The sequence below is a fragment of the Mesobacillus maritimus genome (assembly GCF_019749255.1).
GTDB classification, from domain to species: Bacteria; Bacillota; Bacilli; order Bacillales; family Cytobacillaceae; genus Mesobacillus_B; species Mesobacillus_B maritimus_A.
Window position 1 is genome coordinate 1 of the sequence record NZ_JACWFH010000009.1, and the last position, 15,641, is coordinate 15,641.

The 15,641-nt window shown below is 38.3% G+C and carries 13 protein-coding genes and 1 tRNA gene; 4 read left to right on the forward strand and 10 right to left on the reverse strand.

Features of this window, described 5'->3' with window-relative positions; genetic code table 11:
* Window positions 1-579 precede the first annotated feature (579 nt).
* Window positions 580-1,491 (reverse strand): DMT family transporter, encoded by a 912-nt coding sequence (locus tag H0185_RS08615; protein WP_221873100.1) that lies wholly within the window; start codon window positions 1,489-1,491, stop codon window positions 580-582.
* Between the two features lie 253 nt (window positions 1,492-1,744).
* Here H0185_RS08615 and H0185_RS08620 point away from each other — a divergent pair, with 253 nt between their 5' ends.
* Both H0185_RS08620 and H0185_RS08625 read left to right on the forward strand, forming a co-directional pair.
* Window positions 1,745-2,446: an MgtC/SapB family protein gene (locus H0185_RS08620; protein WP_246629104.1), complete on the forward strand. Its 702-nt coding sequence runs from the start codon at window positions 1,745-1,747 to the stop codon at window positions 2,444-2,446.
* 72 nt (window positions 2,447-2,518) lie between these two features.
* Window positions 2,519-2,591: transfer RNA gene (locus H0185_RS08625), tRNA-Ala, on the forward strand.
* A gap of 110 nt (window positions 2,592-2,701) precedes the next feature.
* Here H0185_RS08625 and H0185_RS08630 read toward each other — a convergent pair.
* The 3 genes from H0185_RS08630 to H0185_RS08640 all read right to left on the reverse strand — a co-directional run bounded on the left by H0185_RS08630 (window position 2,702) and on the right by H0185_RS08640 (window position 3,786).
* Complete coding sequence (locus H0185_RS08630) at window positions 2,702-3,040, reverse strand: redoxin family protein (protein ID WP_221873367.1); 339 nt, start codon at window positions 3,038-3,040, stop codon at window positions 2,702-2,704.
* A gap of 3 nt (window positions 3,041-3,043) precedes the next feature.
* On the reverse strand, window positions 3,044-3,211 hold the full coding sequence (locus H0185_RS08635; protein WP_221873101.1) for a lipoprotein: 168 nt from the start codon (window positions 3,209-3,211) through the stop codon (window positions 3,044-3,046).
* A 374-nt stretch (window positions 3,212-3,585) separates the two neighbouring features.
* Entirely contained in the window at window positions 3,586-3,786 is a 201-nt protein-coding gene (locus tag H0185_RS08640) for a cold-shock protein (protein ID WP_090742793.1), read from the reverse strand.
* 452 nt (window positions 3,787-4,238) lie between these two features.
* Between H0185_RS08640 and H0185_RS08645 the strand changes: the two genes are divergently transcribed.
* The gene (locus tag H0185_RS08645; protein WP_343223110.1) at window positions 4,239-5,351 is read left to right on the forward strand and encodes a CAP domain-containing protein; all 1,113 of its coding nucleotides are present in this window, start codon (window positions 4,239-4,241) and stop codon (window positions 5,349-5,351) included.
* A gap of 276 nt (window positions 5,352-5,627) precedes the next feature.
* On the opposite strand, the gene H0185_RS08650 is transcribed toward H0185_RS08645, so the two are convergent.
* The 3 genes from H0185_RS08650 to xylA all read right to left on the reverse strand — a co-directional run bounded on the left by H0185_RS08650 (window position 5,628) and on the right by xylA (window position 9,575).
* Window positions 5,628-6,611 (reverse strand): aldo/keto reductase, encoded by a 984-nt coding sequence (locus H0185_RS08650; protein ID WP_221873103.1) that lies wholly within the window; start codon window positions 6,609-6,611, stop codon window positions 5,628-5,630.
* A gap of 33 nt (window positions 6,612-6,644) precedes the next feature.
* The gene (gene xylB / locus H0185_RS08655; RefSeq protein ID WP_221873104.1) at window positions 6,645-8,144 is read right to left on the reverse strand and encodes a xylulokinase; all 1,500 of its coding nucleotides are present in this window, start codon (window positions 8,142-8,144) and stop codon (window positions 6,645-6,647) included.
* A 99-nt stretch (window positions 8,145-8,243) separates the two neighbouring features.
* On the reverse strand, window positions 8,244-9,575 hold the full coding sequence (gene xylA / locus H0185_RS08660; RefSeq protein ID WP_221873105.1) for a xylose isomerase: 1,332 nt from the start codon (window positions 9,573-9,575) through the stop codon (window positions 8,244-8,246).
* A 226-nt stretch (window positions 9,576-9,801) separates the two neighbouring features.
* On the opposite strand from xylA, the gene H0185_RS08665 reads away from it, so the two are divergent.
* Window positions 9,802-10,977 (forward strand): ROK family transcriptional regulator, encoded by a 1,176-nt coding sequence (locus tag H0185_RS08665; protein WP_221873106.1) that lies wholly within the window; start codon window positions 9,802-9,804, stop codon window positions 10,975-10,977.
* A gap of 570 nt (window positions 10,978-11,547) precedes the next feature.
* Here the strand turns inward: H0185_RS08665 and H0185_RS08670 are convergent.
* The 3 genes from H0185_RS08670 to tkt form a co-directional block, all read right to left on the reverse strand.
* Window positions 11,548-12,921, reverse strand: coding sequence for an MATE family efflux transporter (locus H0185_RS08670; RefSeq protein WP_221873107.1), 1,374 nt, complete (start codon window positions 12,919-12,921; stop codon window positions 11,548-11,550).
* A 177-nt stretch (window positions 12,922-13,098) separates the two neighbouring features.
* Window positions 13,099-13,293 (reverse strand): hypothetical protein, encoded by a 195-nt coding sequence (locus H0185_RS24570; protein ID WP_425515819.1) that lies wholly within the window; start codon window positions 13,291-13,293, stop codon window positions 13,099-13,101.
* Between the two features lie 261 nt (window positions 13,294-13,554).
* Window positions 13,555-15,573 carry a transketolase gene (gene tkt, locus H0185_RS08680; protein ID WP_221873108.1) on the reverse strand — a complete coding sequence of 673 codons (2,019 nt, stop codon included), beginning with the start codon at window positions 15,571-15,573 and terminating at the stop codon, window positions 13,555-13,557.
* Window positions 15,574-15,641 lie beyond the last annotated feature (68 nt).

Genomic DNA, 15,641 nt, shown 5'->3' on the forward strand with positions numbered 1-15,641 from the left:
TTAGCTCATAAAATAAAACGTTGGCTCATGTACTTCTATTATAGAAGCCATGATAAATATTGTTTGTTGACGCTTGTTTGTTTAGTTTTCAAAGAACAATTTTTTTCAAAACCGTGTCGCCCGAAGCGACTTTATTAATATAACATGTTGTCGTTATCCTGTCAACACCATTCGATCATTTATTTTAAATATCAACAATTAATTTAAAATAATATCACCAGTTGTTAACGGAGATTTTAATATACCATGAGCATAAAATGATTGCAATATAATTTCGCAAGAAATTCACAGTAATTTTCTTTTTTTCAGGAATACTTTTAAAAATACACTCATAGATTATGGACAAGCTACTATATTTGAAAGGGTGTGACCAATCATCGAAACAATTGCACTTTATCTTTCCTTCTTAATGGCCGTTTTATTATTTGTTTTTTCTTATATAGAAGGAATAAAAATAATGAACTCCGAAGGGAAAGTGTCCGGCGGTACTTTTATTTTTACGGTTACGTCTGCTTTTCTATTTTCAGGATTCACTTATACTTTTATGTGAAGCATCCCCTAGTTTAGGGGATGCTTTCTTTAATGAGATTTTAAATTTGTTTTTAGCTTCTTTAGTGAAACTTTCCGTTCGTCATAAATAAAAAGACTTATCCCTAAAAGAACAACTAGACCACCAATTACCTGTGATGGATTTATTGTTTCCCCAATTACATTGTAAGCAAGAACAGTTGCTCCAACAGGTTCAAACAATATTGCCACAGATATCATCGATGTACTAACCCATTTCACAGCCCAGTTTAATAGCGTATGCCCAAGTAGAGTAGGGATAATTGCTAGGAGAAGGAAAAACAACCAATCATTTTTGGGATAAGGGAAAAGATGTTCCCCTGTAACCATTACGTAAAGAAAAAGAACGAATGTACTCATCACATATACAATAAAAGTATATGTGATTAAGGAAACCCTCTTACGGACAGTTTGACCAAACAAAAGATAAAAGGTAATCAAAGCACAGGCTGCCAAAGCAAGAATATCACCGAAAAGCGCTGAGCCGCTAATTTTAAAATCCCCCCAACTAATAATGACGCTCCCAATAACCGCTATCAGACCAGCAAAGATGGCTTTTAACGACAATCGTTCTTTGAAAAAGAAATACGTGCCTACAAATGCAAATATAGGCTGCAAAGTAACCAGCACAGTTGAACTCGCAACAGAAGTGTAGTTAAGGGACTCAAACCAGAGAATAAAGTGGAAGGCTAAAAAAAATCCTGCAACTGCAGAAAGACCCCAATCGCGTTTGCTAATTAGCTTTAGTTCTGCTCTGTATTTAAAAATAAAGATCGGGAGCATCAATAATACAGAGAAAAACAAACGGTAGAATGCGATGACTCCAGCAGGAGCAGATGATATTTTTACAAAAATAGCCGAAGTGGACACAGCTATTATCCCTATCGCTAATACAAGGTAGGGATTAAACCTTGATTTCTCCATTCATGACTCTCTCCTTAAAATGATTATAATAAAAAGTCTAAACGTATTTACATAAGAAACAAGTCTTTTATCCCTTGCATTAGTTTAAGAACTGCTCTTCATGGTAAAACAGCAGTTCCCTATTGGAGGAAATTAACCCGTAAACCTTGAATATGTCAGTATAAGAATAGAACCACATCAAATCTCTTATCCGTATCTCCAAGTTGGGATAAAATATCAGTACCATAAATATGATTAGGTTAGGAGGGAGCATATGATCATCACAAGTTTAATTGATTCCGAAACTTTGATAAGACTTGGTATATCCGCTTTTCTTGGACTTGTCATCGGTCTTGAACGTGAATTAAAAAGAAAGCCTGTAGGCTTGAAGACTAGCTTAGTCATCTGTATTGTAAGCTGTCTCCTTACCATCGTCTCGATTGAATCAGCTTATATGTTTCCTGGAGATGATGATGTAAATATTACAATGGACCCTCTCCGTTTAGCGGCGCAAATTGTTTCTGGTATTGGTTTTCTTGGCGCTGGGGTTATTTTAAGAAGAGGGAACGACACGATATCCGGTTTAACAACAGCAGCAATGATTTGGGGAGCAGCTGGAATTGGAATTGCTGTCGGAGCTGGATTTTATGTTGAGGCAATTACAGGGGTTGTGTTATTGATATTTAGTGTCGAGTTCATGCCATTCCTAATGGGACTAATCGGACCAAGACAATTAAGGGAAAAAGAGCTTGCATTGGAATTCCATATGCACAACAAAAAGGGGATTTCTGATGTACTAGATAAATTAAAAGCGGGGAAAATGTCCATCAAGAAAGTGCGGATTAAGGATCTCGAAGAGGGAGGTCAACTCGTACAACTCGTGATTACCGTTAACTTCCGGAGGAGGACGACTGATATCTACGCAGACATCTCCTCCATTAATGAAATTAAACGGGTAAAACTCGAAGAATTATAGTAGAATTTTTTGAAAATAGCTCTTGCAAGTCTACGCATAAGCCGATATAATCTTTCTTGTACAGACATGTACGGGGGATTAGCTCAGCTGGGAGAGCGCTTGCATGGCATGCAAGAGGTCAGGGGTTCGAGCCCCCTATTCTCCATCACAGGAACCTTGCTACTATAGCAAGGTTTTTTCTTTTAATCAGGTATAAATCAGCTAATTAATCATAGAAAAAAAACTCCTGAGACTATCAGGAGTTTTTCTATTGGCTTACTTCAACTTTTCTAATTCTTCTTTGATCTCTTCTGCCGTCTTATCAATCTGTTCGCCCCAGAAATCATTGATGGTATTGAACACAAGTGCACCATCTCCATCAATTAAAGCATAGCCTCGGTATGCTGTATCGCCGTTTTTCATATCCATATGTTCAATGAAATCTAAATTCTCATCAGATACAAATGGTAGGCTCTCACCATAGTACTGTTCTAGCTGAGTATAAAGCTCTAACTGATTTTCTGGTTTATCTTTGCTAATAATAAACTTCTGAACGTCGACACCTTCAAGTTTATCTAAATTTTCATGCAACTGAACTAGTTGCTGTTGACAGATACCTCAGGTATAAGAAGTTATAAAGAAGAAAACGACTGGTTCGCCTGTTGGAAACGTGACTTCCTCATTATCTTGATTTAATAAGGTAACCGGTTCATCCAACCCAGACTGTCCACATGCAGATAGGACTAGTACAGTGATTAATAATAGAGCAATGAATTTTATCTTCATATGGACTCCTTTTTATGCAAGTTTTTAAATCTTTTCTTGTATTAGTTTATTACTTACTGCTTAGGAGCGTCAAGTAAATCATTCAATCAAATAAGCTTAGTATCATTCTGGTAAGAGTACAAAGAATAATCCTAAAAATACCCAGTAAAAATGACCGTATTCAACATGGTTGTTGAATTCTGCTCCAGACACGAGGTTTTCGCAACCAGTCTAGAAGCCTCCGCATCGCTTTGCCGTATGGGCTATCCCTTTGACTGCCCTCCTGCAGAAGTTTTCATGGCCAACTTACATTTCACAGTGTCGACAGATCCATTAAACACTTCCTGAAAAAAATAAAAAACAGACCCAAAATGGGTCTGTTTGTGATTGGCAAATTAGTTTTTGCGAACGTTAGCAGCTTGTGGTCCACGAGCTCCTTGCTCAACGTCAAATGTTACATCTTGGCCTTCTTCAAGAGTTTTGAAGCCTTCGCCTTGGATAGCTGAGAAATGAACGAATACGTCATCTCCACCTTCGCGCTCGATGAATCCGAAACCTTTTTCTGCATTAAACCATTTTACTTTACCGTTTTCCATTTTTGTTGCCTCCTAGTGTGTAACCCACACATTTTATTACTATTCTTGCTCATTGTGTATCCAGGCGAAAACCAATATTTGTTCTTCCCTTATATACCGAACAAAAATAATTCTTTTACAATATAACAGATATTGAAAGAATTAGCAAGTCTAGCCCAGAATTGGTTTTCTACCCAGCATGGTACGACATGCAGTCGAAATCCTTTATACTCCTTAGCATTATTGTTAAAATTAAGGTAAATATTTTTGGAAATTCACATAGAAAAAAAACCGAATTTCCATTCAAGTAAGTAGCCGGCTATTTACAAATCGCTAAGGATACCTTTATTATGTCTTCTTTCCGCTATTACTACTCTTTAAAATTTTTACCACCAAATCCATTCCCTTCATTTTAAATCACCTTTTTGTGGCGATATTGTTAGTAAGGAACTTTTATACTTGGAAAGTGAGGAGTGCAATTGAGATTTTTCATCCTATTGCTTATTGGGATCCTGTTTTACAATTTTTGGCCAAATATTGAAGAAAAACTAGGTATTGATTTAGTTGACACTTTAAAAACTGAGTTTAATGCTGTAAAAGACAATACAGATTTATCTACACTACCAGAAAGCTTGGAGGATGACATTAACTCATTGTTCAAAGGTTCATTTATTGAAGAAGATAACCAGGAACAAAGTGTTGAAGCCCCAATTTTAGAAACCCCAGCAAAACAAACATTTTCGATCGCTAATATTGAATTGGGTGAAACGAAGTCAAAAGTTGAAGAGGAGCATGGAGCTCCTATTCGCTCTTCAGTCAATGAATATGGGACTGATTGGTATGCCTATCATCACAATTACCACAACTTTATAATGGTATCTTACAATGAAAAAAATGAGGTCGCAGGAATTTATACCAACCAAGACTTAATCTCTTCTACTACAAGTATCGCACATGGAACCCCAAAAGAGATTGTACTTCAGCAACTTGGCAATCCAGTTGATAAAATTCAAAAAGGTATGGTCTTTTATCAACTTCCTGAAGAAAGAGACTATGACTTATTTCAAATCGACAACAGTTATGTAACCATCTTTTATGATAAGCATAAGACTAACACAGTTACCGCCATACAAATTATTAGCGAGCGTTTGGAAAAACAAAGAAATGATTTCTACTCTGTGGCCAGCGAGGAATTAAAAGCGGGGTTTGAGTATCAAATGTTCGATTTAACCAATGCGACAAGAGTTGAATTTGGTCTTTCCGCTCTCGAGTGGGATGACCAGGTAAGAGAAACTGCAAGAAAGCATAGTTCCGATATGGCCAGCAATAATTATTTTAGTCATACCAATCTTGCTGGGGAATCTCCTTTTGATCGGATGATGAATGATGATATCCATTTTTCCGTAGCTGGTGAAAACCTTGCCTACGGTCAAACAAGCAGCGTTTTTGCTCATGAGGGTTTAATGAATTCTCTAGGTCATCGCGAAAATATCCTAAAATCAGACTTTAAACAACTAGGTGTAGGTGTTGCATTCAACTCAGAGTCACACCCTTATTACACACAGAAGTATTACACAAAAAGATAAACCAAAAACAGGGGACCACGAATTCGTGATCCCCCTGTTTTTTATTATTCGATTTATCCCTTTTCTTATAACTAAAAATAGTCGAAGTCGGTATGTAGCCCTTCTACTGAAGTATCCTGACATGCATCCCTACAAATGCCTGTAAAGAATCCCATCTTGGATGAAATCATCTGAAAGCTTGTAAGAGTAGAATGTAAATACTTGTTCCAGCAGTAAAATGAAAATGCTGCCAACGTCTACAAAAGCTTGTGTAAACCTCTCACTCTACCTTAAATATTAATAAGGTCCTCTAATAGAGCTTTTAACCTCATCGTGGTAAAACTTTTCAATTGCTTCTAGTTCTTCTTTTGTAAATGGTTTTTCATTTAAGGCTTGTAGGTTTTGCATAACCTGCTTTTCATTTTTAAATCCAGGGATGATGCAAGATATTTCTTCTTGGTCTAGTATCCATCTTAAAGCTGCAGTTGCCATTGAGGTTCTACCTTCTGCAATCCACTTCAGCTGCTCAGACAATTCTACGCCTTTTGCAAAACCAAGTCCCGCAAAAGTTTCTCCGACATTAAATGCTTCGCCATTTTCATTGAAAGAACGATGATCATCTTGTTCAAAAACATGATCCTTTGTAAATTTACCAGTGAGTAAACCACTCGCTAAAGGAAGTCTTACAAGAATCCCTACATTCTGCTGCTTTGCTTTTGGTAATAGTTCTTCCAATGGCTTTTGACGGAACATATTGAAAATAACTTGTAGTGCACTAACATTAGGATTTTGTAGACATAATAACCCTTCTTCAACCGTTTCAACACTTACTCCATAATGCCGGATTTTCCCTTCTTGTTTTAACTTATCAAGAACCTCAAACACAGCACCATCTTGTAGTATTTCTAGTGGTGGACAATGGATTTGATAAAGGTCAATTGCTTCACGATTTAAACGCTTTAAGCTAGATTCACAATAGTTACGAACAGTTTCCTCTGAATAATTCTCTTTAGAGAAAATATCCCCTGCACGACAGAACTTAGTAGCAACCGCGATTTCGTCTTCTTTGCCTTTTGTTGCCTTGGCAAGCAACTCTTCACTGTGACCGTCTCCATATACATCAGCAGTGTCAAAAAAGTTGACTCCTTCGCCAATCGCACGGTCTAACGACTTCAATGCTTCCTCATCATTCGTCTTTCCCCATGCACCACCAATTGCCCAAGTGCCAAAACTTACTTCACTTACCTTTATACCGGTTTTGCCTAAGTCACGATAATTCACCTTTATATCCCCCCAACTTTATCTCTTTCAAACTTACTTTCTGAACTCCTGAAGTTGTTCATTCAGAGATTTTGTTTGCTGATAAACTTGTTTATAAACACCAAATAACTTTTGATATCTTTCAACGTTTTCAGGTATTGGCTGGTAGGTTTTTATCGTTTCTACAAACTTCTCTGCACATTCTTGTAGGGATGAGAACCAGCCACAACCATAAGCTGCCAACATAGCCGCACCCATACCAGGTCCCTGTTCACTTGCAAGCTTCACGATATTTGCATTGAAGATATCCGCTTGCATTTGTAACCATGTTTCGTTCTTAGCGCCTCCACCAATTGAAACAACGGTATCAATGTTTTTGCCATTTTCTCTAAATATTTCAATTGTCTCATTTAACGAGAACGTGATTCCTTCTAAAACCGCACGGACAAAATCTTGTCTTTTATGTGCCGCGTCCATCCCGATAAAGCTTCCGCGGATAATAGAATCTGCATACGGAGTTCTTTCACCTGCTAAATAAGGTGTGTAAACTAAACCATTTGCTCCAAGTGGTACTTGATCAACACCTTGCAGGAACGACTCAAATGCTTCTTCTTTCGCAAAAGTATCTTTGAACCAGCTTAAGCTGTAGCCTGCTGCTAGCGTTACACCCATTGTATAGAAGGCGTTTTCTTCACCATGGTTAAAGTAATGTACTTTCCCTTCGAAATCTAAATCATTCTTTTCTTCATAAGATAGGACAACTCCTGATGTTCCAACACTGCACAATGTTCTTCCTTCAGAAAGAATGCCAGAACCAATTGCTCCACATGCATTGTCTGCACCACCAGCAAAAACTTTGGTATCTTCTGACAAACCAGTTTGTTGAGCGAAATCTGCTGTGATGTTTCCAACAAACCCGTGGGATTCAACAAGCGGAGGGCATAGTTCTGGTTTGATATCAAATAAGTCGCAGATTTCTGCGCTCCATGTTTTTTCTGCTACATTTAGTAACAAAGTACCAGCAGCATCAGAATACTCACTGTGAATTTTTCCAGTCAGACGGTATCTTAAATAATCTTTCGGTAGCATAAACACACTAGCTTTCGCAAAGATTTCAGGTTCATTTTGTTTTACCCAGAGAATCTTAGGCAGCGTGAATCCTTCTAGTGCTGGATTTTTTGTAATCGAAAGAAGCTTTTCTTTTCCAACTGTATCGTAAATTTGCTGGCATTGTTCTGTTGTTCTTGTATCATTCCATAGAATTGAATTCCGAAGCACTTGATTATTTTCATCAAGTAAAACAAGACCGTGCATCTGTCCGGAGAAACTAATTCCCTCGATATCCTCAACATTGCCATCAAATTGCTGGATTAGTTCTTTAAGGCCTTCAGTTGTTTTTTCAACCCATTCTTCTGGCTTTTGTTCGCTATATCCTGATTTTTCTTGAATAAGTGGATATGATTTTGATACTTCTTTCGCTACTTCCCCATTACTATTTACAAGCAAAAGCTTAACTGCACTTGTCCCAAGGTCTACCCCAATAACATGTTTCATTTATATCACCCTTATAAATTAGATTGGTCTGAGATTGAAAAAAATGTGCTGAATAGAATACCCAGCACATTTTATTATTGTTTTATTGAAAGTGATTTATTATACAGTTACACCAGCCATAGTTTCTACAAGATACTGGTTGATTACAGCTTTCAAGCGCTCTGTACGTCCAGATTTGTTCTTGATTTCAGTAAGTTCTAATGCATACTTCTCAAGAGATTGTAGGCTAGCTTTTCCTTCAACGATTTCAAGACCAATTCCTTGTGTATAGCTGCTATAGCTATCATCAATGAAGTTATCTAATACTTTATCTTCAATTAGTTTGTTTGCAACTTTTAAACCAATTGCGAATGCATCCATTCCAGCGATATGTGCATGGAATAAATCTTCAGCATCAAATGAAGTTCTTCTTACCTTAGAGTCGAAGTTTAATCCACCTTTTCCAAGGCCATCGTTTTTAAGGATTTCATACATTGCTAATGTAGTAGAATACAAGTCTGTTGGGAATTCGTCTGTATCCCAGCCAAGTAGTGTGTTTCCTTGGTTTGCGTCAACAGATCCAAGCATTCCATTTTCACGTGCAACACGTAGCTCATGCTCAAATGTGTGACCTGCAAGAGTTGCATGGTTCGCTTCGATATTGAATTTGAAATGATCTGCTAAATCATATTTTTGTAGGAATGCTAAGCTTGTAGCTACATCCGTATCATATTGATGTGTAGTTGGCTCTTTTGGTTTTGGCTCGATTAAGAATTGAGCATCGAATCCGATTTCTTTCGCATAATCAATTGCCATATGGTAGAAACGAGCTAGGTTATCAAGCTCAAGCTTCATGTTTGTATTTAGTAGAGTTTCGTAACCTTCACGGCCACCCCAGAATACATAGTTTTCTGCTCCAAGTTCTTTACCAACTTCTAGACCTTTCTTTACACTTGCTGCAGCATAAGCATAAACATCAGCATTTCTAGATGTAGCAGCACCGTGTAGGTATCTAGGGTTTGTGAACGCATTTACTGTGTTCCAAAGTAATTTTGTATTGCTTGTCTTCATATAGTCCTTGATCATTGCAACAATTACATCAAGGTTTTGATTTGTTTCTTTTAAAGTGCTTCCTTCAGGAGCAATGTCCACATCATGGAAAGCAAAGAATGGTGCATTTAGTTTATCAAACATTTCAAATGCAGCTTCAACACGTGCTTTTGAACGATCTAGTCCATCAAAGCGATCCCATCCACGTACCATTGTGCTTGCACCAAATGGATCTGTACCATCTGCATTAAATGTATGCCAGTAAGCAACAGAGAAACGAAGTAGTTCTTCCATTGTTTTTCCGTTAACTAGTTCTTTAGGGTTATAGTACCTGAACGCAAAAGGGTTCGTTGATTTTTGTCCTTCAAATTCAATCTTTTTAATATCTGGAAAATAAGCCATGAGTTATTTCCTCCTAATAATAAAATCTTTGGTGATACCGCTTCCAAGTAGACTATAATGAAGTATATAATTTGCTTCGTTCACCTGTTGTTCGGTATCTTATGAAATGATTATATCACCATAAACTTTGTTTGTCTATTGAATAAACAAAGTTTATAATAAAATTATATTAAGATATTCTTTTTTGCTTTTATTAAATACGTAATTAAAGGAGATAAATATAAATATGCAAATCACATGGAACCAACAATTAGTAAAAAAGGAAAACAAAGCAATCGTTTTGAATCTGATTATGCAAAACTCCCCAATCTCACGAGCAGATGCTGCTCAAATGTCTGGACTAAATAAAGGAACGGTCTCCTCCCTAGTTTCTGAACTATTAGAAGAACAGTTAATTTATGAATCTGGACCTGGAGAATCTAGTGGTGGAAGACGTCCCGTTCTTCTTTTATTTAACCAAAAGGCAGGATATTCAATTGGGATCGACTTGGGTGTAAACTACATCTTTGGAGTATTAACAGACCTTCAAGGAGAAATTGTAGTCGAAAAAAGTGTCGTAAATAACCACCCGGAATATTCCAATACACTCGAGCAAGTGAACAAAGTCATTAACGCATTAATCAAAGCAGCGCCTCCTTCCCCTTATGGAGTAGTTGGGATTGGAATTGGAGCTCCAGGTGTTGTGAATAAAGAAGGTGTTATCTTACTTGCTCCGAACCTTGGCTGGAAAAACGTTTCATTAAAAAAAGATATAGAAAGTACATTTAATATACCTGTTATTGTAGAAAACGAAGCCAATGCTGGTGCGTACGGAGAAAAGCGCTATGGAGTTGGCAAGGAATTTGATAATTTAATTTATGTAAGTGTAGGCATAGGAATTGGTTCCGGAATCATTTTAAATGGGGAACTATATAAAGGAATTAATGGCTACTCAGGAGAGGTCGGCCATATGTCTATTGATGTGAATGGACCAAGATGTCGCTGTGGAAATTTCGGGTGCTGGGAGCTTTACGCTTCAGAAAAGGCACTATTAAATAAAGCAAAAGAAATAGGTTTAGACCTAAAGGAAAATCACACACTGTCAGACATCATTGATCTAGCAAGAAATGAAAATCCTGCTGCCCTTGCATTATTGAAAGAGATTGGCAAAAAGCTTGGACAAGGAATGATCAACATCATCCATACCTTCAACCCACAGCAAATCATCATTGGGAACAAACTGGCTGCGGTACAGACATGGATTGCCCCTTATGTTCAAGAAGTGATTGATGAATATACCCTTCCATATCATCAAATGGATATTCAGGTTAACTTCTCTGACCTAAGTCTCCCCGCCTCTGCCCTAGGGGTTGCAGCTTTTACAACCGAGAACTTTTTAAAGTCGCAATTACAAGTACAATAAAACGCATGAAAAAAGACTGCTCTATTCGGCAGTCTTTTTTCGTGGGTTCATGGACATTTTCGTTATGATCATGATCACCTTTTTCCTTGAGAGAACTTCTCATGGACATTTTGTTATGAACTTAATCACCTTCGTCTTTGAGAGCATCACTCATGGACATTTTCGTTTTGAACTTAACACTTTTGTCCTTGAGAGCACTCCTCATGGACATTTCAACATGAACTTAATCACTTTTGTCCTTGAGAGTACTCCTCATGGACATTTCAACATGAACTTAACCACTTTTGTCCTTGAGAGCACTCCTCATGGACATTTTCGTTTTGAACTTAACACTTTTGTCCTTGAGAGCACTCCTCATGGACATTTCAACATGAACTTAATCACTTTTGTCCTTGAGTGTACTCCTCATGGACATTTCAACATAAACTTAATCACTTTTGTCCTTGAGAGCACTCCTCATGGACATTTCAACATGAACTTAACCACCTTTGTCTTTGAGAGCACTCCTCATGGACATTTCTTAAAAAAATTAATCACTTTTGTACTTGAGAACATACTTAGCCTGAAAAATCACCCATTTGATACTTCCAATTGTGAACCCTTTGGTTCGACAAAGGTTTTGGACAACCAAACTTTTGACCGCCAACGCCGAAGCATCAACAAACCTCTGAGCCACTCATCTGAAATAAAAGCAATCCAAACCCCAATCAGTCCTAGACCAAAATGAATGCCCAAAAGGTATGACAACCCAACAGCTACCCCCCACATCGAGAAGATCCCAACGATAACCGGATATTTAACGTCACCAGCAGCCCTTAATGAACTGATGACCACTAAGTTAAAGGAACGACCAGGCTCTAGGATAATCGTTAACAAGATAAGGATACTTCCTAATTGGATGATTTCCTCATTTGCGGTGAATATCGATAACAACTCTTTTGAGAAAATAGAGGCGAGTATAGCCATTAGGATGCTAATCCCAATTGCCATTTTAAGACTTTTCAAGCACCGAGAGTAGGCCTCTTCGAATTTCTTCGCGCCTACTAAATGTCCAATTAAAATTTGAGTACCTTGAGCAATGGCAATGCCAAAAACAAAAATGAACATCATAATATTTTGTGTGTAAATTTTTGAAGTGATTGCCTCCGTACCTAACATCGCAATAAAGGCAGTTATGACAATTTGTGAACTGTTGTAGGATAATTGTTCCCCTGCGGAAGGAAGACCAATTCTTAATAAATTTTGAATATGTTCTTTCGGAAATTTCCATATATACGAAAAAGGGAATGGGCCGCCTACACGCTTAAATAACAGGATAATCGCAGCAAGTGCAGCAACCGCTCTGCTGATTACAGTTGAAATTGCAACCCCTTCTACTCCTAAAACAGGAAAACCGAATGGGCCAAAGATAAACAAATAGTTCCCAATTACATTTATAATATTAGCTCCAATTGTAATGTACATTGCATCCCGCGTATATCCGTAGCTACGAATGACCGCACCCACTGTCATAAAGAGGGCCTGAAAGAACATGAACCCACCAACAAGTTTTAAATACGTTCCAGCCTCTCCTAGAAGTTCCTCAGGTAGATCCATTAAAAGCAGTAACGGTTTACTTAAGAAAATAACAAGCACACTTAACAATAAACCGAATACCAAATTGGCACCTAAGGAAACCATCGCTACTTCTTTTGCTTCCTTTTCTTTTTTTGCTCCTAAATTTTGTGCAATTAAGATAGAGGTCCCAACTGCAACAAAACCAAACATCACAATAACCAATGACAATATTTGGTTCGAAACCCCAACCGCTGCTACAGAGTCATCAGAGTACTGTGACAACATCAACGTATCGGCATTCCCCATTAACATATGGAGCAATAATTCAATAAAAATAGGCCATGTTAACGCAAATAACGTTAACTTTTTCTTCGTATCACTTTCCATGAATATCTCCTTATTCATACCCGTTAATGAAACGTCTGGGTAAATTGAAAAGAGAGGGAATTCAACAATTGAATTCACCTCTGTCTATAGTACGCTAACATGAAACCTCATCAACTGGCATCCAAATCTTATAGTTGCCACTTAATGCTAGAAAGCTAAACATATGCAGGCAGTTGTTTAATAACGTCTGACACCTGAGCGCACGGATGTGTTCCAGAACAACCCAACCATCTTTTTTGCATCTGCCCCATTAGCAGCTAACGCAGCCATCCCATTTGTCGCAATGAGTCCTACCGGATGAAGTAATTTTTCTTCAAACAGTTCTCCTGCAACAGTATATTTACGATAATCCTCTAGGTCTTTTATCAGCAAAGAAAGCTTGAATTTTATTCGCCTCTTCTACTTCCCATTCACTCCGCGAAACCACTCATAGTCAAGACCCACGTTGGCAGCAACGCGGTAAGAATCACTAAGAAATAACCATAACCTTTTTTGAAAAGAGAGCATGTAAACTATCATCTTCGTAAAAAAATTTAGGATTGTTAACAACAATTCTATAAAAAAAGTCTTTTATTAAAAAATTGCCTAAAAGACTTTTATTTGAAGTTCAAAAAGTCTTTTAGGCGTATTGGGTTACTCTTTTATTAATTCTTTGAACAAGGATACTACGTTAGAGACAGTAAAACCATACTCTTCCATTAGCTTTTCACCTGGTGCAGACGCCCCAAAATGATTGATACCTAGGACTCTTCCTTCATCGCCAGTGTATCTTTCCCATCCAAATGGAACTGCCATTTCAATTGCAAGGCGCTTTTTCACACTCTTAGGAAGAACTGATTCTTTATATTCAGCAGTTTGAGCTTCAAAACGATCCCATGAAGGCATGCTGACAACAGAAACATGAATGTTCTCTGCGGCAAGTGCTGCTTGTGCCTCTACAGCTAGACTTACCTCAGACCCAGTCGCAAGAAGCAGTCCATCAGGATTTTGTGTTTGTGCTCCAGAAACGACGTAAGCACCTTTTTGGACACCCTCATATGCATTTTGATCTGTTCCAGGCAGTGTAGGTAAGTTTTGTCTTGTAAGTACAAGAACCGTTGGTGTATCCGTTGATTCAAGGGCTGTTCTCCAAGCAGCAGAAGTTTCATTCGCATCAGCTGGGCGAAGAACCGTTAAATCTGGCATTGTCCGTAATGCTGGCAATTGCTCAACCGGCTCATGTGTAGGTCCATCTTCTCCTACCGCGATACTATCATGTGTAAAAACATACGTTACCGGAAGCTTCATTAACGCAGCAAGACGAATAGCTGGACGTAGATAATCAGAGAACACAAAGAATGTTCCTCCAAAGACCTTCACCCCACCATGCAATGCCATCCCGTTCAACGCAGCACCCATGGCAAACTCACGAACACCAAACCAGATATTATGACCAGAATAGTCAGTTGCTGAATAGTCACCGGAATTTTTAATCATTGTCTTATTGGATCCTGCAAGGTCTGCAGAGCCACCAATAAATTGTGGTACAGCGTTAGCCATTGCGTTAAGTACTTCACTTGATGACGCACGTGAAGCAAGGCTCTTTCCTTCTTCATATACTGGTAATTCCGCTTCCCAACCCTCAGGAAGTTTTCCTTGAATCGCTAATTCTAATTGCTCTCCAAGCTCAGGATATTGTTTTTTGTATGAAGCAAAGAGTTCATTCCAAACAGTTTCCTTCTCTTGTCCTTTGTCTTTAACAACACTGCGGAAATGGGTATAAACTTCTTCAGGAACATAAAATGCTTCTTCGGTTTCCCAACCATAAGATGCTTTTGTCAGCTTTGCTTCCTCAGCACCTAGTGGAGCTCCATGAACACTAGAAGTTCCTGCTAAATTAGGAGAACCAAACCCAATCGTCGTTTTAACTTCAATGATAGTAGGTCGTTCAAGATCAGCTCTACCAGCTTCAATTGCCTTGCTAATTTCTTCAAGATTATTTCCGTCCTCTACACGAAGGTACTGCCAGCCATAAGCCTTAAAACGATCTTCGACTGATTCAGAGAAAGACTTATTTAAATCACCGTCAAGAGAGATATCATTGGAATCATAAAGGACAACTAATCGCCCAAGCTTTAAGTGACCTGCAAGAGAAGCTGCTTCAGAAGCAACACCTTCCATTAAATCTCCGTCCCCACAAATACTGTATGTATAGTGGTCCACAACTTTATAGTTATCTCGGTTATATTTTTCTGCTAAATGACGCTCTGCCATTGCCATTCCCACTGCCATGGCAATTCCTTGGCCTAGAGGTCCTGTTGTTGCATCTACACCTGCAGTATGTCCAAACTCAGGATGCCCTGGAGTTTTACTTCCCCATTGACGGAAATTTTTTAAATCTTCTAGTTGAAGATCGTAGCCACTAAGATGGAGCAAACTATACAACAGCATAGATCCATGACCCGCAGATAAGACAAAGCGATCACGGTTGAACCACTTTGGGTTCGCCGGGTTATGGTCCATGAATTTCGACCAAAGGGTATAGGCCATCGGTGCAGCTCCCATTGGCATTCCTGGATGACCAGAGTTTGACTTTTCAATTGCATCAATTGATAATGTTCTAATTGTATTTATAGCCAACTGTTCTACATCTGTTTTCTGTAGTAATGTCAAGGCTATCACACTCCTTTATGGTTATAGTTAAGCCTTTACTATTTTTCTTTGCTGTGGGTACATTTGTT